This window comes from Vibrio sp. Hep-1b-8 (assembly GCF_006124995.1).
Taxonomy (GTDB): domain Bacteria; phylum Pseudomonadota; class Gammaproteobacteria; order Enterobacterales; family Vibrionaceae; genus Vibrio.
Genome location: NZ_QEWN01000090.1, coordinates 24,714 through 45,451, shown reverse-complemented (window position 1 = coordinate 45,451; position 20,738 = coordinate 24,714). Strand labels below are relative to the sequence as shown.

General features: G+C 45.9%; 20 protein-coding genes. 12 read left to right on the top strand and 8 right to left on the bottom strand.

The genetic code is table 11. The features are described from left to right. On the bottom strand, positions 1-521 hold a 521-nt coding region (locus DA100_RS10020), incomplete at its 3' end, for an IS630 family transposase (protein ID WP_171052195.1). Positions 522-667: 146 nt separating this feature from the next. Here DA100_RS10020 and DA100_RS10015 point away from each other — a divergent pair. The 4 genes from DA100_RS10015 to DA100_RS20955 all read left to right on the top strand — a co-directional run bounded on the left by DA100_RS10015 (position 668) and on the right by DA100_RS20955 (position 2,924). After that, positions 668-1,417, top strand: coding sequence for a DUF2931 family protein (locus DA100_RS10015; RefSeq protein WP_240800904.1), 750 nt, complete (start codon positions 668-670; stop codon positions 1,415-1,417). A gap of 42 nt (positions 1,418-1,459) precedes the next feature. After that, a complete protein-coding gene (locus tag DA100_RS10010) occupies positions 1,460-2,206 on the top strand; it encodes a DUF2931 family protein (protein ID WP_138972008.1) in 747 nt (248 codons plus the stop codon). A 153-nt stretch (positions 2,207-2,359) separates the two neighbouring features. Continuing rightward, positions 2,360-2,644 (top strand): putative quinol monooxygenase, encoded by a 285-nt coding sequence (locus DA100_RS10005; RefSeq protein WP_138972007.1) that lies wholly within the window; start codon positions 2,360-2,362, stop codon positions 2,642-2,644. Between the two features lie 115 nt (positions 2,645-2,759). Next, a complete protein-coding gene (locus DA100_RS20955) occupies positions 2,760-2,924 on the top strand; it encodes a hypothetical protein (protein WP_171052194.1) in 165 nt (54 codons plus the stop codon). Positions 2,925-2,931: 7 nt separating this feature from the next. Here the strand turns inward: DA100_RS20955 and DA100_RS10000 are convergent, their stop codons facing one another. From DA100_RS10000 to DA100_RS09985, 4 genes are all read right to left on the bottom strand, one after another. Continuing rightward, the gene (locus DA100_RS10000; RefSeq protein ID WP_138972006.1) at positions 2,932-4,269 is read right to left on the bottom strand and encodes an ATP-binding protein; all 1,338 of its coding nucleotides are present in this window, start codon (positions 4,267-4,269) and stop codon (positions 2,932-2,934) included. Then, entirely contained in the window at positions 4,259-4,918 is a 660-nt protein-coding gene (locus DA100_RS09995) for a response regulator transcription factor (RefSeq protein ID WP_138972005.1), read from the bottom strand. Before DA100_RS09995 ends, DA100_RS10000 begins: the two co-directional genes overlap by 11 nt. Before the next feature lie 12 nt (positions 4,919-4,930). Beyond that, positions 4,931-5,329 (bottom strand): PepSY domain-containing protein, encoded by a 399-nt coding sequence (locus tag DA100_RS09990; RefSeq protein ID WP_138972004.1) that lies wholly within the window; start codon positions 5,327-5,329, stop codon positions 4,931-4,933. Positions 5,330-5,398: 69 nt separating this feature from the next. After that, positions 5,399-7,138: a DEAD/DEAH box helicase gene (locus DA100_RS09985; RefSeq protein WP_138972003.1), complete on the bottom strand. Its 1,740-nt coding sequence runs from the start codon at positions 7,136-7,138 to the stop codon at positions 5,399-5,401. 73 nt (positions 7,139-7,211) lie between these two features. On the opposite strand from DA100_RS09985, the gene rsuA reads away from it, so the two are divergent. The 3 genes from rsuA (at position 7,212) to DA100_RS09970 (ending at position 9,934) form a co-directional block, all read left to right on the top strand. Beyond that, on the top strand, positions 7,212-7,913 hold the full coding sequence (gene rsuA, locus DA100_RS09980; protein WP_138972002.1) for a 16S rRNA pseudouridine(516) synthase RsuA: 702 nt from the start codon (positions 7,212-7,214) through the stop codon (positions 7,911-7,913). Positions 7,914-8,069: 156 nt separating this feature from the next. Next, the gene (locus tag DA100_RS09975) at positions 8,070-9,275 is read left to right on the top strand and encodes a Bcr/CflA family multidrug efflux MFS transporter (RefSeq protein WP_138972001.1); all 1,206 of its coding nucleotides are present in this window, start codon (positions 8,070-8,072) and stop codon (positions 9,273-9,275) included. Beyond that, positions 9,275-9,934: a DUF2913 family protein gene (locus tag DA100_RS09970; protein WP_138972000.1), complete on the top strand. Its 660-nt coding sequence runs from the start codon at positions 9,275-9,277 to the stop codon at positions 9,932-9,934. The genes DA100_RS09975 and DA100_RS09970 overlap by 1 nt, the downstream gene beginning before the upstream one ends. Before the next feature lie 27 nt (positions 9,935-9,961). On the opposite strand, the gene DA100_RS09965 is transcribed toward DA100_RS09970, so the two are convergent. Then, positions 9,962-11,401, bottom strand: coding sequence for a DUF2867 domain-containing protein (locus tag DA100_RS09965; protein ID WP_138971999.1), 1,440 nt, complete (start codon positions 11,399-11,401; stop codon positions 9,962-9,964). 101 nt (positions 11,402-11,502) lie between these two features. Between DA100_RS09965 and DA100_RS09960 the strand changes: the two genes are divergently transcribed. The 5 genes from DA100_RS09960 (at position 11,503) to nhaA (ending at position 18,685) form a co-directional block, all read left to right on the top strand. Beyond that, positions 11,503-12,879, top strand: a complete 1,377-nt coding sequence (locus DA100_RS09960; RefSeq protein WP_171052193.1) for an MATE family efflux transporter — start codon at positions 11,503-11,505, stop codon at positions 12,877-12,879. A 123-nt stretch (positions 12,880-13,002) separates the two neighbouring features. Further along, a complete protein-coding gene (locus DA100_RS09955; RefSeq protein WP_138971997.1) occupies positions 13,003-13,674 on the top strand; it encodes an ABC transporter ATP-binding protein in 672 nt (223 codons plus the stop codon). Further along, complete coding sequence (locus DA100_RS09950) at positions 13,655-16,108, top strand: ABC transporter permease (RefSeq protein ID WP_138971996.1); 2,454 nt, start codon at positions 13,655-13,657, stop codon at positions 16,106-16,108. Before DA100_RS09955 ends, DA100_RS09950 begins: the two co-directional genes overlap by 20 nt. Then, positions 16,109-17,227, top strand: coding sequence for a lipocalin-like domain-containing protein (locus DA100_RS09945; RefSeq protein WP_138971995.1), 1,119 nt, complete (start codon positions 16,109-16,111; stop codon positions 17,225-17,227). It abuts the gene before it with no gap. A gap of 273 nt (positions 17,228-17,500) precedes the next feature. Next, positions 17,501-18,685: a Na+/H+ antiporter NhaA gene (gene nhaA, locus DA100_RS09940; protein WP_138971994.1), complete on the top strand. Its 1,185-nt coding sequence runs from the start codon at positions 17,501-17,503 to the stop codon at positions 18,683-18,685. 77 nt (positions 18,686-18,762) lie between these two features. Here the strand turns inward: nhaA and DA100_RS09935 are convergent, their stop codons facing one another. Next, entirely contained in the window at positions 18,763-19,377 is a 615-nt protein-coding gene (locus DA100_RS09935; RefSeq protein WP_138971993.1) for an OmpA family protein, read from the bottom strand. A 2-nt stretch (positions 19,378-19,379) separates the two neighbouring features. Beyond that, a complete protein-coding gene (locus DA100_RS09930) occupies positions 19,380-20,693 on the bottom strand; it encodes a TolC family outer membrane protein (protein WP_138971992.1) in 1,314 nt (437 codons plus the stop codon). Between the last annotated feature and the right edge of the window lie 45 nt (positions 20,694-20,738).

Below are 20,738 nucleotides of genomic sequence, written 5' to 3'. Positions count from 1 at the left end.
GTTGGGTGAACTGCATCGATAAAGACTATCGATTCATCCTTGCCACAGCTTGCCTTTAGAGCTTCATAAGCCTCTATGAATGCTTGCTGTTTTGCTTTATCAAACTTGTGTGGAACGCCTTTCGGTTGCTTGTAGCTAAAGCCATTGTGGTGAAGCCATTTGTTCATACCAGAGACCGTATAATCAAGTCCAAATGCCTCTTTAACGTAGGCGACAATTTGATGAGTGTGAGAATAGGTTTTCTCAGTCAAATGCTCGATTAGGTGCATGGTTTGAGTAGCAGAAAGCTTGCTTTGGCTTCCGCCATTTTCAGGCTTAAGTTTTTCAGAAAGAACGTAGTCACTAAGGTGGCGTGCAACGGTTGATTCATGAATGCGAAGAGCTTGAGCAATCATGGTCTGACTCCACCCCTCTGTGGTAAGCAATACTGCTTTAATACGGTCACGCACTCGACCATCACGAGTAGAATCGTGCATTTGTTCGAGTTGCAGTTTCTGCTGAGGAGTCAGTGTAATTTTCATGGTTCGTAGCATGATCCTGATTCTAAATAAAATCAAGCATTTTCAATGATCAGGGGTATAACAAGGTCTTTTCCAAAGAAGAAATTACTAAGCTCGAACTATGACATGTTTTGACCTTTTCCAAGATAAGTAGAGGGCACGATGCTGTGAGTTGTATTGATATAAAGTGGTTTATTGCCCTGTTAGTGCTTATCGCTTTTACAAATGCTAATGCATTTAGTCGGGTGCCTAACGTACCGGAAGATATGCCGGCATGGCGTATAGGTTATGCTATGTCGACCTTGTATCCAGTTAAAGTGACTCAAGCCTATGGTGTTAATGACAGCCGAGGTTGGACCTCATTTATTCATAATGATGTGCTTTTTTTTGGCAGAACTGAGCTTAAAGAGATGAGAAAGTATGCCCCGAATTACGATGGCTACAGTATCGCATTAGGTATACCAGTTGAGATAAAAAGCCAGGTAGCGCCGACGAGTGCTCTTCCCGATAGCATTTATCTTTACTGGGCTTCCGTCACCAATCAAAGGTTTTTTGCGACCAAATTTGATCTAACGCCTAAGATGAAAACGGTGATGAGCACCAAAGAGCCATTCATCCGCTTTGACGGCTTTAACACTCACTGTTACCGAAGTGATATTGTTTTTGGCTTTCTACCCAACGGAAATACAAAAGTGTGGCTAGATGGCTGTGGCGAGTACAAGTTTGTTACAGAGCTTGAACCTATTAAGGAGCTCGATATGGATTCCTTTGGCAATGATGCGGAAATTATTCGAGACAATTATAGCGAGGATATGGCAGAAAGAGCCAAACAACTTGGTGCGACGCTCGATCCAATTCCGTGGGATAAGGTTAACAAGGTCTTTTCCAAAGAAGAAATTACTAAGCTCGAACTATGATGTGTTTTGACCTTTTCCAAGATAAGTAGAGGGCACGATGCTATGAGATGTCTTGATATAAAGTGGTTTATTGCCCTGTTAGGGCTTATCACTTATGCAAATGCTAATGCATTTAGTCGAGCGCCTAACGTACCGGAAGATATGCCTAAATGGCGTGTTGGCTATGCTATGTCGACCTTGTATCCAGTTAAAGTAACCAAAGCTTATGGAGAAAATAAGCAGGGAGGTTGGATTTCCTTTGTACATAATTATCTACAGTATTTTTATAGAACTGAATATGACTATATGACGAAATCGTATCCATCGTATGATGGGTATGGCATCGTTCTTGGCGCACCAATTGGTTACTCAAGCCAAGTCGCAGGTACAAATAACTTACCTGATAGCATCACCATTTACTGGACGTCAATAAGCAACGCAAAATCGTTTATCACTCAATTTGAGTTACCTGACCGACTAAAAGATCAAATGGTCATTAAAGATAAATACATAACATGGGATGGGGTCGAACTTGAATGTTACCGCAATGATATTGTATTTGGTTTCATACCCAACGGAAAAACCAAAATATGGATACGGGGCTGTGCCGAGTACAAGTTTGTCACAGAGCTTGAACCTATTAAGGAGCTCGATATGGATTCCTTTGGCAACGATGCTGAAATCTATCGAATCAATTATGGCAAGCGGATGGCAGAAAGAGCCAAACAACTTGGTGCGACGCTCGATCCAATTCCGTGGGATAAGGTTAACAAGGTCTTTTCCAAAGAAGAAATTACTAAGCTGGATTGATGACTGATTTCGCTCTTTTGTAGGTCAGTCAGAATAAAAAACGCCAGCAATAGCAAGCTATTGCGCTTTCGTGTTGATGAATTTAGGGGATGGTAAAACATCCCCTTTTTACTTATGCTCACACCAATAGCATCGCCATTGCAAGGAGTGCAAATGTCTAAAATCATACTGAAGGGCTTCATCGTAGTCTCGTGTGAAGATTTACAAACCGTTGAGCAAGAGCTACCAACACACACTAAGCTTACGCTTGAAGAAGACGGCTGTTTGGTATTTGAAGTCACTAAGAACAAGGGAAATCCAAACAGATTTGATGTTTATGAAGAGTTCACCGATAGGGAAGCCTTCGACAAACATCAGACTAGGGTAAAGAACTCATATTGGGGGCAAGTTACAGCCAACGTTGAGCGACACTACGAGATTTTTGATCTCGCTTACTGATGTAACAGTAATTGTAAATCGTGCGCAGAATCTGAAAGAAATTGTCAATTGGATGAAGTGATGCGTCCAATAGCATCATTGCTTTAATAGTCTTGAACCTGTTGAGAAGTTCGATATGGACACCTTTGGCAACGATGCTGAAATCTATCGAATCACTTATGGCAAGCGGATGGCAGAACGAGCAAAACAAGCAAAACAATTGGGTGTTACCGTTGAACCAATTCCGTGGGATAAGGTGAACAAGGTCTATTGCAACGATGAGATTACTCAACTGGAATGATGACTGATTATGAAAGCTTTAATGTTAACACCGCTCTCAATCCCCCCATGGAACTGCGTGACAGGGTTAGTTTCCCTCGGTAGCTGTGTGCCATTTCACTGACGATATTTAAGCCTAAACCGGTACCTGGCGTCGTCTCATCAAGGCGTACTCCACGTTCAATTGCCTGTTTGAGTTTTTCATCGGGTATCCCAGGGCCATCGTCTTCAATGATAATGGCGATGTCATCAGCTGCTAAGGTCTCGGAATGCACACGGATGATGCTTTCTGACCATTTGTACGCATTTTCGAGCAAGTTACCGACCATTTCATCTAAGTCTGTTTTATCAACCGCCACTTGAATATCGGAATCAAGTTCGTTGATAAGCGTCACGCCACGCTCTGCATAGACTTTATCGAACGCCATCGAAATCGCATCAACTCTTTGGGAAGGATTCGCTCGAACCGAAAGAATATTCTTTGAGCCAGCCATACGAGCACGGCCAAGGTGGTAGTCAATTTGGCTTTGAATCTGCTCGACGGGGGGGTGTAGGTAGCGCTGGGTTTCCTGATCAAGCGCCGCGATTTCGTTTTTTAACACCGACAAAGGCGTTTTTAACGCATGAGATAGATTTCCAGCATGGTGTCGAGCGCGTTCAAGTAGCTCTTGGTAGTGGAACACCAGCGCATTGAGATCAGACACAACCGGAGCGACTTCTTTGGGGTAGTCTTGATCTAGCTGAGTCTTTTCACCAGAACGTAACTGAGAGAGTTCTTTGTGCATTTTCGTCAACGGACTGAGTGACCATTGAACCTGCAAGAAAATGACCGCCAGAACGCCAAAATAGAGCAGGGCAAGAATAATCCACAATTGGCTCATAAGGCTGCCGACGGTATCTTCGATAGGTTGTTCATCGATGCCGATAATCACTTCGATTGGGCCGTCATAGTCTGGGTAGTAAAGGGTGGTTTTTATGTAAATGAGCTTCTCGTTTCGTGCGCCAAAATACTCTTTTTCTTTCTTCTCCGATGTGATTTTTTTATCCCACAGAGAGCGTGAACGAAGCAGTTCCTTGTCTGTTTTGGCTGACCAGTAAAGTCCACTATAGGGACGATTGAAACGAGGATCTGAGAGTGTGCTCGTGAGGGTCAGGTTGCCGGTTTTATCCGCTTCAAGCGATGCTGAGATCTCATCCATATAGATGGTGAGCTGTGATTTGGTGTCATCAACCATGTAGCTGAATACCTGATTGGGTACGCTGACACCAACTGCAATAATCATCGCTGTTAACCAGACTACGGCCGCAAGGACGAGGCGGCTTTTAAGGCTCAGTCGTTTAAGCAGCGTTCGTTTGTTACTCGGCATTCAGTTGATACCCTAGTCCACGAACGGTTTTAATCACTTTTGGTGCGATTTTTTTGCGGATACGGCCAATGAAAACTTCAATGGTATTTGAATCACGGTCAAAGTCTTGTTTGTAGATATGCTCAACCAGTTCGGTGCGCGAGATAACCTTTTCTGGATTATGCATAAAGTAGGCGACGACTTTATATTCCAGCGCAGTGAGGCTAATCGCTTGACCTTGCCACATGACTTTTGATGTACGCGTATCGAGGCTGAGATTACCAATTTGCATCACAGGAGATGCGTTACCTGAAGCGCGGCGCAATTGCGCACGAATGCGAGCGGTAAGCTCGACCATTTCAAAGGGTTTAGTCAGGTAGTCGTCGGCTCCGGCATTGAGTCCTTCTACGCGTTGGGTCAGGGTGTCTCGCGCACTAAGAATTACCACAGGCGTGTTGATGTTCTCGTCACGAATGCCTTTCAAAACGGTCAGCCCATCTAATTTAGGTAAGCCAAGATCAAGCACGATGACGTCCCACTCTTCGGAGGTCGCGCGATAGAGGGCATCAATACCATCTTGTGAAAGTTCTGGCACCCAGCCGGTTTTTTCTAATGACTCTACAATTTGTTCACCAAGGCGTGGTTCATCTTCAACAACAAGAATTTTCATATTCAGTTCTTCTTAGTTTTTTAGTGCTTGTTTAATGTTTCTGCCTTTGATTTGCAGCATTTCCAAAGTTTTGGCGTTGTACTCGACTTTAATTATATTGTTGTCGTGGTTTAATTTGAGTTCGTAGACCCAGATATCGTCGTCTTCTTCGAGTTCAACGTGAATGATTCGTCCGTTTAAGTCACGTTCAACGGCCGCGTAGAGTTCTGAAAAAGGGCGAATGTTGCCATTTTTGACCGCTTCATAGACTTCATCCTGATCCCCATCGAACTCAATTCGAGTTCCCGGCTTGTGTACGTCCTGAACCAAAGCATGACCATCTTGCTGGTCATGTTTTTTAGCCATTGTTGGTAATGAGAATAGCACACAGGCAACGATGGCAGACGTCGTAACTATCGGACTTTTAAACATAATCATACCTTCTCGCATTTTCTATCGCTCAGTATACGGACTTGTTTATGAACACCAAGTGAATGGCATTTAGTTAGTTAACTCGTCAGCAAAAATCTTATCGCGCATCTTCCAGAAGCGTCCGGATTTTCTGGCAATAACAAACTGAGGAGGGCGGAATCGATGTTGATTGTTGACCACTTTGGTCGGTGATGACTCGTCAAAGGGGCGATGTTTGTCTGCCAGATGCGGTCGAACAAATTGATCAAGAAAACGCTGCTTTTGCGGTTTGGTAGAGAGTGACCAGAACTCACTAACTTGCGCTTGGTTGTCCCCGATATAAGCGACCTTGAGACTGCTTTTACCTTTATCGTCTTTGTGGACAGAGAGGGTCATTTCACGGCATTCGAAGACTAAGGCATCTTTTAGGTTTAACGCTTCTTTTAGTTTTTTATCTGGATCAACCAGAGTGGCGTCACATTCATGGCAAATTCGGGCGGCGATATCATTGTCTGCCCCGCATTCACCGCAGTATTTGGCGCGAAAACGATAGTTGCAGTGTTCACGCTCACCCGTTTCATCATCTTCAAAATAGCCTTGGCATTTACGGCCAAAGTGTTCGATTAAAAATCCGTTGTTGTCGAGTTTGCCCCAAAAGTTATTATTAAAACCACAGGCAGGGCAAGGGATGGTAATGATTTCACTGTCTGAGTTGGGCTTTGGATCGCCAACTTCTGGCTGATAAAGGTCGTAACTATTGCCTGCGTAATCCAGTACCAGACATTCATCTTTCCCCGGAGATAAGCGTAGTCCGCGACCAACGATTTGCTGATAGAGACTGATCGATTCTGTGGGGCGTAAAATAGCAATAAGGTCGACGTGCGGCGCGTCAAACCCCGTCGTCAATACAGACACGTTGACCAAGTACTTGATTTTTCGCTGCTTGAAGGCGCTGATAATGGCGTCACGTTCAGGTGTCGGGGTATCGCCAATGACGATGGCGGCTTCCCCTTGAGGAAGTAAGCTAAATATTTCTTGAGCATGTCGAACCGTAGCGGCAAATATCATGATGCCCTGTTTCTGGCGAGACATATGAATGATTTGGTCGACAATTTGCGGGGTGGCTCGCTTGGCTTTGTCGATGACCATATCCATTTCCGACTCTTTATAACGACCTGTACTGGCTGGTTTAAGCTGCGAGAAATCGTAACTCAGCACTGGTGCGTCCATCATTCTTGCCGGAGTGAGGAACTTTTCATCAAGTAAGTAACGAATAGGCAGTTCGAAAATGCAGTCGCGGAAGAAACGCGGTTCTTCACTTCGCACCAAACCCCGAGAGTGATATTGATAAATCCAGCCCATTCCAAGTCGATAGGGTGTTGCGGTGAGCCCGAGAACCTTAATACCAGGGTTTAGGTTTCGTAAATGGGTAATGACTTTTTGATAGCTGGTGTTCTTACCGTCGGGTACTCGGTGGCACTCGTCGATGACTAAGAGTGAAAATTGATTTTCAAATTGATCGAGATTACGTACCACAGATTGAACCGATGCGAAGACCACTTGTTGGTCTGTCTCTTTACGCCCTAAACCTGCTGAATAGATTGAGCCTTTGAGTCCGTATCCTTCGTACTTCTCGTGGTTTTGTTCGACCAACTCTTTGACGTGGGCAAGTACCAAAACTCTGCCTTTTGCCAGCCTCGCTAATTCAGCGATAACTAAGCTTTTTCCGGCACCAGTAGGCAGTACCAAAACTGCCGGTGTTGAGTGTTGACGAAAGTGATGGATTACGGCTTTTACCGAATCAGACTGGTAAGGGCGGAGTGTATACATAAAATGTGTGAAATAGCTCAACTATTTAGTTTAGTCGCACTATAATACCCCACCTGACTGAGATGAGGTATTCATGCGTTTAGATAAATATCTATGTGATGCATTAGGTGCAACACGTAAAGAAGCAACAAAAATCATTAAAAGTGGCGATGTAACAGTTAACGACATCGTGCAGAAAAGTGGTGCGGTTAAGATCACTGAAGATTGTACGGTTGAGTGGCAGGGTAGAGAAATACATAAACCCGGCCCACGTTATATCATGCTGTTCAAACCTGATGGTTTTGTTTGCTCGCATGAAGATGGATTCAATCAAACAGCATTTGTGTTGCTGGACGAAGTGAAAATTGAAGATCTTCACTTTGCTGGTCGCCTCGACGTGGATACCACAGGTCTAGTGTTGATTACTGATGATGGTCAGTGGTCGCACCGAATTACGTCTCCAAAGCATAAGTGTGCGAAAACCTATCGTGTATGGTTGGCGGATCCTGTGCAAGAGGACTACGCAGACAAGTTTGCGGCCGGTATTCAGTTGCGCAATGAGAAAGAGCTGACGCTTCCTGCCAGCCTAGAAGTGGTGAATGCGGAAGAAAATGAAGTATTACTGACGATCACGGAAGGCAAGTATCACCAAGTTAAGCGTATGTTTGCCGCTCTGGGAAATAAAGTTGAACATCTGCACCGCGAACGCATTGGTGAAATCGAGTTGTGTGAGACCTTGGAACCGGGCGAATATCGTTATCTGACTGAAGAAGAAATTGAATCTGTCTGGAATTAATAGATAGTTTGGGAAATGCTTTGTTTCCGAATGGGAACTGGTTTTTTATCCGGATTTGATTGAGGATAGATCGGATCACGACATCGTTGATATTTATACATACTGTTTGGTTGCAGCACGGAGGCTGCATCTTATACGCCGCCGAGTAGGAGACTTATGTCTGAAAAATCCTTAGCGCAATCCAATACTCCACATATCAGTTTTCTACTATTTTTAGTGCTGGGTGCGATTGGTGCTCTGACCCCTTTAGCCATTGATATGTACTTGCCAGCAATGCCAGCCATCGCCCGCGATCTTGGTGTTAGTGAGGGTTCGGTACAAGTTACCTTGACCGCCTATACCGCAGGCTTCGCCATTGGTCAGTTAATTCATGGGCCATTAGCAGACAGCTATGGACGCAGACCAGTCTTGCTGCTGGGCGTGCTGTTTTTTGGTTTAGCATCGGTAGTCAGTGCAACAACCCATGGCATTGATGCATTGACTTGGGTTCGCACCGCTCAAGGTTTTGCTGGTGCAGCGGCCGCCGTGATTATCCAAGCGGTTGTTCGCGATATGTTTGACCGAGAGGATTTCACCCGAGCGATGTCATTTGTCACATTGGTTATGACGGTTGCTCCGCTGATTGCGCCTATGATTGGCGGATATGTAGCGGTTTGGTTCGGTTGGAGAGCGATTTTCTGGATTCTTGCTGCATTTTCCTTGGTTGTTATCGCCCTAGTATTGTGGAAGATTCCTGAAACTTTAAGTGCAGAAAATAAGCAACCGCTACGGATCAGAAATACACTTCGCAACTATTTACGCTTGTTTCAAAATCCTGTGGCGATGGGTCTTATCTTCTCGGGAGCGTTTTCTTTTGCAGGCATGTTTGCATTTTTGACCGCAGGTTCGTTTGTCTATATTGATATTTATGGTGTGAGGCCGGATCAGTTTGGTTATTTGTTTGCGCTTAATATCGTTGCAATGATTATTATGACCAGCATTAACGGCAGATTAGTTAAAAAGGTCGGCTCGCATAACATGTTGCGCTTTGGTTTACTGGTTCAACTTATCGCGGGTATTGGTCTATTTGTTACATGGTTGCTCGACGCAGGTCTATGGGGCACGGTGGTGTTTGTGGTGATGTTTATTGGTACATTGTCGACCATCGGCAGTAACACCATGGGACTATTATTGAGTGGTTATCCAACGATGGCAGGTACTGCTTCTTCGTTGGCAGGGACTCTACGTTTTGGAACTGGGTCTATTATTGGTGCTGTTGTGGCATTTTTGCCCGGCGGCGTAACCTGGCCGATGATAACGGTTATGAGCTTGTGCTCGGTGATCTCGGCTACCTGTTATTGGGTATTTGGAAGAAAGGCGTAATGTCTGAATATACGGTAGAAATACAAAAACTAGTGAATGCGGCATTGGATGACATTGCTCGAGAGCACAAAGCGGGTAAGCTGGTGAATGGGCCAGTGGCAAACAATCTTTATTTGGTTCGTTGGGTGACCAAAGCGCTAAAATCGCAGCAGTATCCACGTATTGTGGTCGATGACCTGACTCGTTGGCAAAAAAGCGGTCGTTCTAAAGGTAATCAAGCTAGTTTGATGCAGACTTTCCAGCGAATCTCTAAGTTCTATGCGCAGTTTTTCCCACAAGGTGAAGCTGAACGTGTGATTAAAGACAAAGAGATTGATGCGTTTCTTGATGCAATGGAGCAGCAAGGGTGGGAGATCTCAACCTCAGAACCATTAGTCAATTGCGGTAAAGTTCAGATTTTTACTGAAGGTCCAAACTCACTGGCGCTCTGTGCAGATCAGTGTGATAACTGTTTTGATGGCGAAGAGCTAGTGAAACCAATGAGTTGGTTTGTACGTGGTCATCATGCGGATTTTGTTGAGAAAGCATCCGCAGCAGGCTTTATGGTACATAAAGTCACCGACTATAAATCAAATGTGAAATATCACGGTGAATATTTGATTTTCCCAGCCAATAGAGGCAATCAGCTTGCAGAAATACCTCTGAGTTTGACGGTATAGTCATCGAGCTGTAATCGAAAAGAGCTTCTACGAGTGTGGAAGCTCTTTTGCTTTTCGAACAATGGCTTTGACCATTCCTTTAAAAATAAACATGTGCGCTGGCATCATCGCAAACCAGTAAAGAAGCCCTTTGAAACCTTGGGGGTGCCACCATGCCGTTACGGTTAAGCGCCTAAACTGGCCTACATCCTCTATCGCAAATTCTAATCGACCAAGCCCTGGTCCTTTCATACCAAACAGTAAAGAGATGAACTGCTGTTCTTCACAGCGGATGACCTTCCATGAGTCAATAAAATCGCCTACTTGCAACTGTGGCCCCGACGGGGAGCGTCTGATAGGGCGACCGCCACCGAAAAAAATATCGAGCCATTCTCGCGTGCGCCACAAACTGTTGGCGAAGAAATATCCTTGTTGTCTGCTGCCAATCTGTTTGACCAGTTGCCACAGTTGCTCGGAACTTAACTCGGTCTCAATACTGGCTCCGGTCTGTTTAGGGTAATAACCAAATCCGGGTTGCCAGCGCGAGAGAGCTGCTGGGTCAAATCCCCAAACATTACTACGAACGAAAGTCCCTTCACGCTCTATGCTGTTTTTGACCATGTCAGAAAAACGCACTAGTTGCTGAGGGTAGCGCTGCCTAATGGCTGTCGAGTCAGCGATAAAATCATGTTCTAAGCCAGATAGCAGTGCTGCACCGATACTTGAAGGGACAGACGTGATTATGCCAAGCCAATGTGATGCCATCTTTGGGGTCAACAAAGAGGTCGACCATATCGATATTGGTTTGTGGATTGCCTGCGCAATGACTTTAAACTGTTCGCGATAACTGAGAGTGTCGGGTCCGCCTACTTCGAACAACTGATGTTCTGTTGGTGGCTCTAACACGACGGCTAACAGATAGTGATTGAGATTTTCTAGTGCAATTGGGTTCGCGCGTGAATCGACCCACTTAGGGGTGATCAACAACGGCATGTTGTAGACAAAATCGCGCATGATTTCAAAAGCAGCAGAACCTGGGCCAATAATCACTCCAGCGCGTAACTCAGTGATGGGAACGCCAGAGGAACGGATAATATCCCCCGTCATTCGCCGCGCTTGCAGATGTTTTGAATTGCCAGTCTGAGGTTGAATCGCACTCAGATAGATGACGTGCTGAACCTTACTGTGGGCTAGGGCGGCTTTAAAGTTCTCCGCCAGCGAGATTTCGTAATCAAGGAAATCATGGCCGTGAGCCATACCATGGACTAGAAAATAGATAAGATCAAAGTGAGGCACAAGCTCCATGGTTGCCGCTTGGTCGGCAAGATCAAGATAGCGCAGGGTTAGATTGGGATGAGGTGCCACACGCGCACGAAGATACTCGATTTGTCGAGCCGCAGCTGTAACGAGATAACCACGTTGGCAGAGCTGTTCTAGGAGTTGAGAACCCACGTATCCTGACGCCCCCAATACCAGCACTTTCTTCATTTATTTTCCCTGATATTTTTATGGTTTCATATTTAAGCCGATCATATAATAACCAAGTATTTTTTTCTCTATTTTCATGCTGTTGCAGCTCAAGGTGGCGTTTGTCTATGCTTTCTCAAATCATGCACCATACCCGTGGTGACTTTATCCGCCGTCTGATTGCTATCGCTCTACCTATCACGCTGCAAAGTATCATGTTCTCAAGCCGTAGTTTGGTCGATGTTCTGATGTTAGGCCAATTAGGCGAAGCAGAAATTGCGGCGGTCGGTGTCGCTGCTAGGGCAACGTTTGTTACCACCATTATGTTAGTCGGTGTGACCACAGGTGGGGCCTTGCTGACAGCACAATATTGGGGGGCAGGTGATCGACAAGGGGTGCGTGAAAGCACCGCTTTAACTTGGTTGGTTTGTACGCTATTTGCTGCGCTGACTGCTCTGCTATTTGTTCTTTTCCCAAGCCAGATCATGGGGCTAGCAACCAATGATCCAGAGGTCAATCAACTCGGTAGCGACTATCTGGTCATCACATCAGTCACCATGTTCGCAGTCGCTTGTGTTGCCAGTATGTCGGTGGGCTTGCGAGCGATGCATAAGCCGGGTATCAGCACCTTTTTTAGTGGCATTGGTATTGTGTCCAACATCTTTCTCAACTGGGTACTGATTTTTGGTAAATTTGGTATGCCTGCAATGGGGATCAAAGGGGCGGCGATAGCAACGGTGATGAGCGGCGCGATAGAGGTGCTCACGCTATTTTGCTACCTGCATGTTAAGCAGCATTTGCTGGCGTTTGGAGTTGATGATATTCGGCGAGTCATTGAGTGGAATAGAGTCATCAAGTTCTTGAAACTGTCTCTGCCAACCACTTTTAACTTCTTGGCATGGGCTGGTGGTTTGTTTGCTTATCACGCCATTATGGGACAATCCGGTGTTCAAGGTTTGGCTGCGTTATCAGTGATGACGCCTGTTGAATCTATCGCCTTAGCATTGCTAATAGGAATGTCGAATGCCGCAGCGGTGTTGGTGGGTAATCAGATTGGCGCTAAGAATTATGATGCGGTTTATTATCAAGCTATTGGTGTTACGCTACTCAGCTTGCTTGTTGGTGTTGTGGTTGCGATTTTGCTGTTCTTTGTCCAAAGCTCTGTGCTTGATGGTTTTAGCGCGTTGTCTGCCGAAACCCGCGCTTTGGCGGAAAAGTTTATGCTTGTATTGAGTGTTGGTATCGTACTTCGCTCTGTGCCGATGATGACCATTGTAGGTGTGTTGCGTGCAGGCGGTGACGTTAAGTTCTGCCTCTACCAAGATCTGGTTGCTCAATGGCTTATTGGTATTCCTCTTGCTGCGTTTGCGGCGATTGTCTTAGGCTGGCCGCCAGAGTGGATCTATTTGCTGTTTTTGACCGAAGAACTGATTAAATGGTTTGGTTCGCTGTTTAGGATGAGTACACGCAAATGGATACGTAATTTGATCGAAAATTAGATATTGAGCGTCTATTTGATGTGTATAGATGCATATCTTGTGATCTAGTATCCAAATTACTTCCTAGATGGGTCGATTTAGTGTAGATTCACATTCCTATTTGTAAGGTTAACGAGAGAATCGATGTTACAACTGACAGACCTATGTAAGGGCTACTTAGACGGTGGTGAATTTCACCCTGTTATACAAGGTGCTGAGTTGTCATTGAAACAAGGGGAGCAGGTTGCTCTGATGGGCGAGAGTGGTTCTGGAAAGAGCACTTTACTCAACCTGATAGCAGGCCTTGATACCGTTGATTCTGGTGAAGTTCTTTTCCCCAATTTTGCGATGAACTCTGTCGCAGAGACCAAGCGCACCGCTTATCGTCGTAATAACATTGGCCTTATCTTTCAGCAATTTAACCTTCTTCCGACTCTGAATGTCGCGGATAACATCCGTTTCTGTCGCCAGCTAAAAGGCTTGCCTGAAGATCAGGGACTATGGCGTCAAATTCTCTCTGCTTTGGATTTAATGCCGCTTTTAGGTCGCTATCCTGAAGAGGTATCAGGTGGTCAGCAACAGCGTGCTGCGATTGCTCGTGCGTTATATATGGAACCCAAGATTCTTCTTGCTGATGAACCTACGGGAAGTCTTGATGAGCGAAATGCAGAAGCGGTGATGCGTCTGTTAACGAGCTTAACCAGGCAGCTTGACTGTACTTTATTGTTGGTTACGCACAGTGAACGCGTTGCGGAACATATGGAAGGCAGGATAAGGCTCCAAGGAGGGCAGTTGCATGTTATGGCCCGTAGTTAAAGCACTACTGGGCCACTACAGGCGTTATCCTTTTCAAATCCTTCTCGTCTGGCTCGGTCTTACTCTTGGTGTATCACTCTTAGTTGGCGTGACGGCGATTAATAGCCATGCTCGTCAAAGTTATGAGCATGGTGAAAAGCTATTTTCCAACCCTCTACCATATCGTGTGCGTCCTAAGCATGCCACAAGCAAGATCCCTCAAGGATTTTACATCCAGCTGCGTCGTGATGGATTCCATCAATGTGCACCGTTTGAAAGTTTAAGAGTTGATACTGCGAGCGGTGTCGATTTGATGCTGATTGGTATCGACCCTGTGGCAATGCTGCGTTTTCAACCTGGCGTATTGCTCGAAGATCAGTCAACACTCGCTTTGATGCATCCCCCTTATCCAATCCTTGTCAGTTCGGATCTGGCTGCTCGAATGAAGTGGCAAGACAACGATGTCATTCAGTTAGATAACGGTAGTACGCTTGGTCCGATTATGGTCGACCAAGAAGGGAAGCTAAATGGGACTCGTATTCTAGCCGATATCTCGCTACTGAGAACATTAGCGCGCAGCTCTGGTATCTCCGTGATTGCTTGTGGTGATATGCCACCTGAAAAACTGGCGAAGCTAAAATCTATTCTACCTAATGGCATGGAGTTGAACCGCAGTTCGCGTGCAGAACTAGAATCGCTGACGCAAGCGTTCCACATGAATTTGAGTGCGATGGGGATGTTGGCTTTTTTAGTCGGTCTGTTTATCTTCTATCAGGCGATGTCTCTGTCTCTCACTCAGCGTCAACGACTAGTGGGTATCTTGCGCCAGACTGGCGTATCAGGCTGGCAACTTGCGCAGGCCTTGTTGCTTGAGCTGCTTGCATTGGTCTTGGTGAGTTGGTTGTGCGGCAACTTGCTGGGCATGCTGTTAGCAAACCAACTGATTCCAACAGTGTCAGCAAGTTTAAGCGATCTTTACGATGCTAACGTTGGTTTGGCGATTAGCTGGAACTGGCAAGCGAGTCTTTACAGTTTGTATCTTTCGGCCGCAGGTGCCATTGTCGCCTGTGCGTGGCCTTTGGTGCGCTTACTGCGTTCTCAGCCTGTTCGTCTTACCACGCGATTGTCACTGGTTCGCTTTACTGGTGCAGAGTTCACTATTCAAGCATTGCTGGCATGTGCATTCTGTGTGGCGGCGATTGCGATTTATCAGGCTCCGCAGACGCAAGAGTCGGGTTTTGCCATTATTGCTTTGATGCTGTTAAGTGTCGCACTGTTCACGCCTTATATTATTTGGCGAGTGTTCGAAAGCCTTTCATATTCACTTCGCTGGGTAAAAGTGCGCTGGTTCTTCGCCGATGCGGCTGCAAGTATGAGCTATCGAGGTGTCGCTACAATGGCCTTTATGCTTGCGATGGCGGCCAATATCGGTATTGAAACGATGGTCGGCAGTTTTAGGGATACCACGGATAAATGGCTAAGTCAGCGTTTAGCGGCAGATCTCTACATCTATCCGAATACCAGTACCGCGGCTCGAATGAGTGGTTGGTTAGCTAAACAGCCAGAGGTTGAGTCGGTTTGGTGGCGATGGGAAAAAGAGGTCTCTACCTCCTATGGTGCACTGCAAGTGGTGAGTAGCGGACCGTCTGAAGGTGAGTTAGGCGCTCTGACGGTCAAGCTTGGTATTCCTGACTATTGGTATCATCTCCACCACTCTAAGGGTGTCATGGTGAGTGAATCGATGGCACTTAAGCTCGGGATTCGTCCCGGAGATTACATCGATCTTGATGGAAAACTAGGGCAAGGTTGGCAAGTCGTCGGGGTCTATTATGACTATGGCAACCCGTATAACCAAGTGCTCTTGTCCCATCGAAATTGGCTTTACGCTTTTGCTGGAAGCGGCATGGTTGCATTGGGCACTGTGCTCAAGGAGGATGTCAATCCGATTGGTTTGAAACGCCGTCTCGAGGCGGTGTTTAGGCTTGATTCTGAGCGAGTGTTTGATAATAGTGATATTCACAAACATGCACTGCGCGTGTTTGACCGTACTTTCTCCATTGCGGATACGTTGGGCAATATTACGTTGGTCATAGCGGTGTTTGGTATTTTCTTCGCTACAGTCGCGGGGGAGGTTTCTCGTCAGAAACACATAGCTTTGCTTCGCTGTGTCGGTATGTCGGGACGAGAGCTGATCTTAATGGGCAGTTTGCAGCTGTTTGTTTTCGGTGCTATCTCGATGTTGATTGCCATGCCGTTGGGGCTTGCTTTGGCACGCCTTGTGGTGGATATCATCATTAAACAGTCATTTGGTTGGACTCTGGAACTACAATTCATACCAACCGAATATCTTCAGACTGCGTCGCTTGCTATGCTCTCTTTGATGTTGGCTGGTGCGTTGCCTGTTCTACGGATGGTGAGAAATACGCCGATGAAGTCATTAAGGGATGCGTTGTAAATGAAGAGCTCGAAATTCACTCTCGTGATCATAGCAATTATCGCTATTGCGGCAGGTATAATTTCAGCACTTTATTTTCATCACTCGAACCAACTCGACAGCGTCGACAACCACAATGGAATGAACGCGATGTTCCGCTCTCAAGCGGATAAAGTGTTTGAACCAGTGCTGCCTGACAATCCTGTGGTGTTGCCTGAAGACTTCGCGTTTCACAACCAATATCAGCATGGATGGTGGCACTTCTTTGCCAATGTCGTTGATAAAAGAGGCAACCAGTACGGTGTCCAATGGAGTTACTTCCGTATCGCGAACAGCGACAGTAACTTATCAGGTTGGCAAAGCCCTCAACTCTATATTTCTCATGTTGTTATTTCTGATAAGCACCGTGTCTGGCGTGAGCAGCGAGTCGCACGGGGTGGGATCGGACAAGCCGGCATGACGGTCAAACCATTCAAATTATGGATTGATAACTGGTTCTGGCGCTCTTTGGGACAGACACCTTTCCCTGGGCTATTGGACGCTCAGACGGATACTTTTGGTCTTCGCCTCACCACGTCGACGCGCGGGCCGTTTGTCATTCCCGGAGAACGTGGTTACGTTGTTAAACACGATTTGTTGCCCATCGCTTCTCACAATATAACAGCCCCATTTTTGAACGTTAAAGGCCTGTTGGATCTTGGCGGAAACAAGGTTGTGCCAGTCGAAGGCAAAGGCTGGATGAGCAAAGAGTGGGGAAGTGGTTTGCTAGCCGAAGGGCAACAAGGCTGGGATTGGTTTGTGTTCCAGCTTGATGATGAGACAACCTTATCGGTTAGTCGCTATCGTCATGATCAGCAGTTGCCTTATTTGTTCGGCACGCTATCAACCAATGATGGCAAAGTCGTTACGCTCACCAATGATCAAATCGATATCACGCCCGTGATGTCCGCCGATTTCAACAATGGAAGATCGATTCCTATGCAATGGGCAATCAATGTCCCTGATTATGGAATCCGATTAAATACCCAAGTATTGAACTCCAACTTGTGGCTTCCTTTTGTTTTGCCATATTGGGAAGGGCCAATTACCACAACGGGAAGTCACAAAGCCAAGGGGTTTATGCAACTTACCGGTTACTAACCTAGATTTTGATGGGTGTACAAACTGTTGTGTTTCAATCGTACCAGAGCCACTTCTCTTGTAATATGAAGTGGCTTTTGCGTTTTTATATGGAAAAGCGTTGACTTTGCCTATAATTAACTAAGGAAAATAAATGGCATTCGAACGGTTTTTATCGGAAAAACCGAATCATTTACTCTAAAGAAGCGATTTTTACTGTGTTGGCGAACTCTATAAACTCAACTGTATTCTTTGTTAATCGCTTATTAACATAATAAATATAAGGGCAATATAATGAATGACATGATTCGCGATTTCTTCAAAATGGAGTCTGCCGGGGGCATTCTGCTGGTAATTGCGGCTGCAGTTGCTATGACAATCGCAAATACATCGTTGAATGATGCATACCAAGGTTTTCTTCATACCTACGTATTTGGTATGTCTGTGTCGCATTGGATCAACGATGGCTTGATGGCTGTCTTTTTCTTGCTAATCGGTTTGGAAGTAAAGCGAGAGCTACTTGAAGGCGCTCTTAAATCAAAAGAAACAGCTATCTTCCCAGCAATCGCTGCCGTTGGCGGTATGCTCGCTCCAGCTTTGGTTTACCTTCTGTTTAACTATGGTGATGCACAAGCTGTTCAAGGCTGGGCGATTCCAGCCGCGACGGATATTGCGTTTGCTTTAGGTATCATGGCGCTGCTCGGCAAGCGTGTACCAGTGAGTCTGAAAGTTTTCTTGCTTGCGCTGGCTATTATTGATGACCTTGGTGTTGTTGTGATCATCGCGCTATTTTATACGGGTGATCTCTCTACTTCAGCGCTGGCGGTTGGCTTCGCAATGACAGCGGTACTGTTTATCTTGAACTCTAAGAAAGTGACTAAGCTAACACCTTATATGATTGTGGGTGCTATCTTGTGGTTTGCGGTGTTGAAGTCAGGTGTCCACGCTACGCTTGCAGGTGTTGTGCTCGGTTTTGCGATTCCTCTACAAGGTAAGAAAGGAGAGCACTCGCCACTGATACATATGGAACATGCGCTTCACCCATACGTTGCGTTTGGTATCCTGCCACTGTTTGCTTTTGCAAACGCAGGCATCTCGTTGGAAGGTGTGTCGTTAGACGGTCTGACATCCATGCTTCCTCTGGGTATCGCGCTTGGTCTATTGATTGGTAAACCTCTAGGTATCTTCTCGTTCAGCTGGTTAGCAGTGAAATCAGGTATTGCGAAACTGCCTGAAGGTATTAACTTTGTGCATATCTTCGCTGTGTCTGTGTTGTGTGGTATCGGTTTCACCATGTCGATCTTCATCTCTTCACTGGCATTTGGCTCTGTTAACGCTGAGTTTGATACCTACGCTCGTTTGGGTATCCTAATGGGCTCAACGACAGCGGCTGTATTGGGTTACTTCCTACTACACGTGTCGTTGCCAAAGAAGGTCGCTAGTGTTGAGGGTAGTGAGCAAGTGAACTCTCAGCACTAATTCAAAACAGACAGCATTAGTATTAGAAACGCCCCGTAGAGACGGGGCGTTTTTTTACCTATGGATTTTTGTTTGGGCTACTTTTCAATGATGGTGAAAATAGTCCACTCTTCAACAACTTCTTCTTTCAGGCCTACCACCGTTGCGGTTACGCGACGATTTAAAGCATGAGAGGTTTCGTCATCGCCTTCTGCTTCTAGACGCGACTCACCGTAACCGACGATGGTGACGCGCTTTGGATCCACTTCATACGAAAGTAGTTCGTCTTCAACGGCGTGAGCCCGTTTTTTTGATAGCTCAAGGTTATAGTTGGGATCACCCACTTTACTGGCATAGCCTTGAATCTGAATTGACGCAGATTGGTAGCTATCAAGAAATTCCGCCATAGTCTGGATCTGATCGGAGAAGATTGGGTTGATTTCATAAGAGTCGTTGGCGAACAAAATTCTGAGTTGTCGCTGTTCTTGTTCTACAATCGCTGCGCCACAGCCATCATTATCTACCATGGCGCCAACGGGTGTGCCAGGGCATATATCACGTGCATTCACCACACCATCTTTATCATCGTCAGTCAGGTCTGATATTTGATTGGCGATAGGCGTTTCGATGTAGTCGTATTCGTCCTCTGCATTGGCTGCACTGAATGGAACGATAAACAGTAAAGTGAGAGGGATTAGGTGTTTGTTCATCATACTTAGTACTCCACTCGCTTAGTCCAAGCCTCAGGGGTATCGACCAATAACGCATCTAACAGATTGCCAGTTGCATTCATAACGCGGTACTTGGCGTATTGTTCTGCATAGTGTGCATCAAGGTAGTCCTTACGCGCTTCAAACAGTTCATTTTCAGTGTTGAGTAGGTCAAGTAAGGTTCTTTGGCCAATCTGATACTGCTTTTGATAGGCAATAACAGTCTCTGATGCAGAATCAACGTGGTCGGCTAAGAAGCTTTTCTGTTGCAGTGTTAAATCTAGTGCACTCCAAGATAGGCGAAGGCTTTCCTCAACTTGGCGATATGCATTATCGCGAAAATCTTTAGCTTGGTTGAGTTGGAATGCTGCTCGTTCCGACAAATCACTGTCAGATCCGCCGTTATAAAGGTTGTAACGCATGCGGAGCATCGCAAGTGTTTCATCACTGCTGCCTCGATCACCGCCGGCATCGTCTCGCCATGTTTGGCTTGCTTCAATCGAAAGTGTGGGGAAGTAGTTACCTTTAGACTGCTTGTATTGGAAACGAGCAGAATCGACGTCAACTTGAGACACTTTGATAACTGGATGTTTATCAAAGGCTTCGACAAGAGCGTCCGTTAACGACAATGGCAGCTTGGATTCGTCAGCTCGCGGGTAAATCAGACCTAATGGCTCTTGTCCAACTATGCGACGGAATTGAGTGTGTGTGTCGATGAGGTTGTTTTGTGCTGCCAATAGATTGCCGTGTGCTTTGGCGAGCCGAGCTTCTACTTGTGAAACATCGGCTGTTGAGCCGATCCCTGAACTCGCGCGGCGTGATATGTCACGATAAATCTCTTTATGGACCGCAAGGTTACTTTCGGATAGGGCAAGCACCTCTGTTGCCTTTACTGCATCCAGATAAACTTGTGTCACCCGAAGTGCTATATCGGAAGCATCAGCAATAAGTTGATAGCGGATAGATTCAGCGTCTGCTGCGGTTCTATCCATATCATTTAAAGTTGCATTACCGTCCCATAGCAATTGGGTCAGACTAATACTTGCTTCTTTTCTTGTCAGATCGGTGTCCGATCGTCCGGTCGACTCAGCGGGATTAATGCCTTCATAACCAATGCCAGCGTCCAAATCTAAGCTTGGCAGATAGGCACCTGTTGATGCATCTGCTTGCTTGACTGCACTTTGGAACTCGTTGAAGGTGCTTTTTATTTCAGGGTTGGTTGCAAGAGTAATTGCGACCGCTTGCTCAAGTGTCTGTGCTTGTACCGATAGGCAAGCTAGCAGTACACCACTTGCAATGAGTGACTTTTTCCAGTTCAAGGTAGCCTCCTTAATCAGTGCTATGTTTGTGGCACTTTTTAAGCG

What these genes read in the sequence shown, in the direction of transcription:
- DA100_RS10010 (WP_138972008.1), top strand. Translation starts at nt 1,460, where the DNA reads ATGAGATGTCTTGATATAAAGTGGTTTATTGCCCTGTTAGGGCTTATC.
- DA100_RS10005 (WP_138972007.1), top strand. Translation starts at nt 2,360, where the DNA reads ATGTCTAAAATCATACTGAAGGGCTTCATCGTAGTCTCGTGTGAAGAT.
- DA100_RS20955 (WP_171052194.1), top strand. Translation starts at nt 2,760, where the DNA reads ATGGACACCTTTGGCAACGATGCTGAAATCTATCGAATCACTTATGGC.
- DA100_RS10000 (WP_138972006.1), bottom strand. Translation starts at nt 4,269, where the DNA reads ATGCCGAGTAACAAACGAACGCTGCTTAAACGACTGAGCCTTAAAAGC.
- DA100_RS09995 (WP_138972005.1), bottom strand. Translation starts at nt 4,918, where the DNA reads ATGAAAATTCTTGTTGTTGAAGATGAACCACGCCTTGGTGAACAAATT.
- DA100_RS09990 (WP_138972004.1), bottom strand. Translation starts at nt 5,329, where the DNA reads ATGTTTAAAAGTCCGATAGTTACGACGTCTGCCATCGTTGCCTGTGTG.
- DA100_RS09985 (WP_138972003.1), bottom strand. Translation starts at nt 7,138, where the DNA reads ATGTATACACTCCGCCCTTACCAGTCTGATTCGGTAAAAGCCGTAATC.
- rsuA (WP_138972002.1), top strand. Translation starts at nt 7,212, where the DNA reads ATGCGTTTAGATAAATATCTATGTGATGCATTAGGTGCAACACGTAAA.
- DA100_RS09975 (WP_138972001.1), top strand. Translation starts at nt 8,070, where the DNA reads ATGTCTGAAAAATCCTTAGCGCAATCCAATACTCCACATATCAGTTTT.
- DA100_RS09970 (WP_138972000.1), top strand. Translation starts at nt 9,275, where the DNA reads ATGTCTGAATATACGGTAGAAATACAAAAACTAGTGAATGCGGCATTG.
- DA100_RS09965 (WP_138971999.1), bottom strand. Translation starts at nt 11,401, where the DNA reads ATGAAGAAAGTGCTGGTATTGGGGGCGTCAGGATACGTGGGTTCTCAA.
- DA100_RS09955 (WP_138971997.1), top strand. Translation starts at nt 13,003, where the DNA reads ATGTTACAACTGACAGACCTATGTAAGGGCTACTTAGACGGTGGTGAA.
- DA100_RS09950 (WP_138971996.1), top strand. Translation starts at nt 13,655, where the DNA reads ATGTTATGGCCCGTAGTTAAAGCACTACTGGGCCACTACAGGCGTTAT.
- DA100_RS09945 (WP_138971995.1), top strand. Translation starts at nt 16,109, where the DNA reads ATGAAGAGCTCGAAATTCACTCTCGTGATCATAGCAATTATCGCTATT.
- nhaA (WP_138971994.1), top strand. Translation starts at nt 17,501, where the DNA reads ATGAATGACATGATTCGCGATTTCTTCAAAATGGAGTCTGCCGGGGGC.
- DA100_RS09935 (WP_138971993.1), bottom strand. Translation starts at nt 19,377, where the DNA reads ATGATGAACAAACACCTAATCCCTCTCACTTTACTGTTTATCGTTCCA.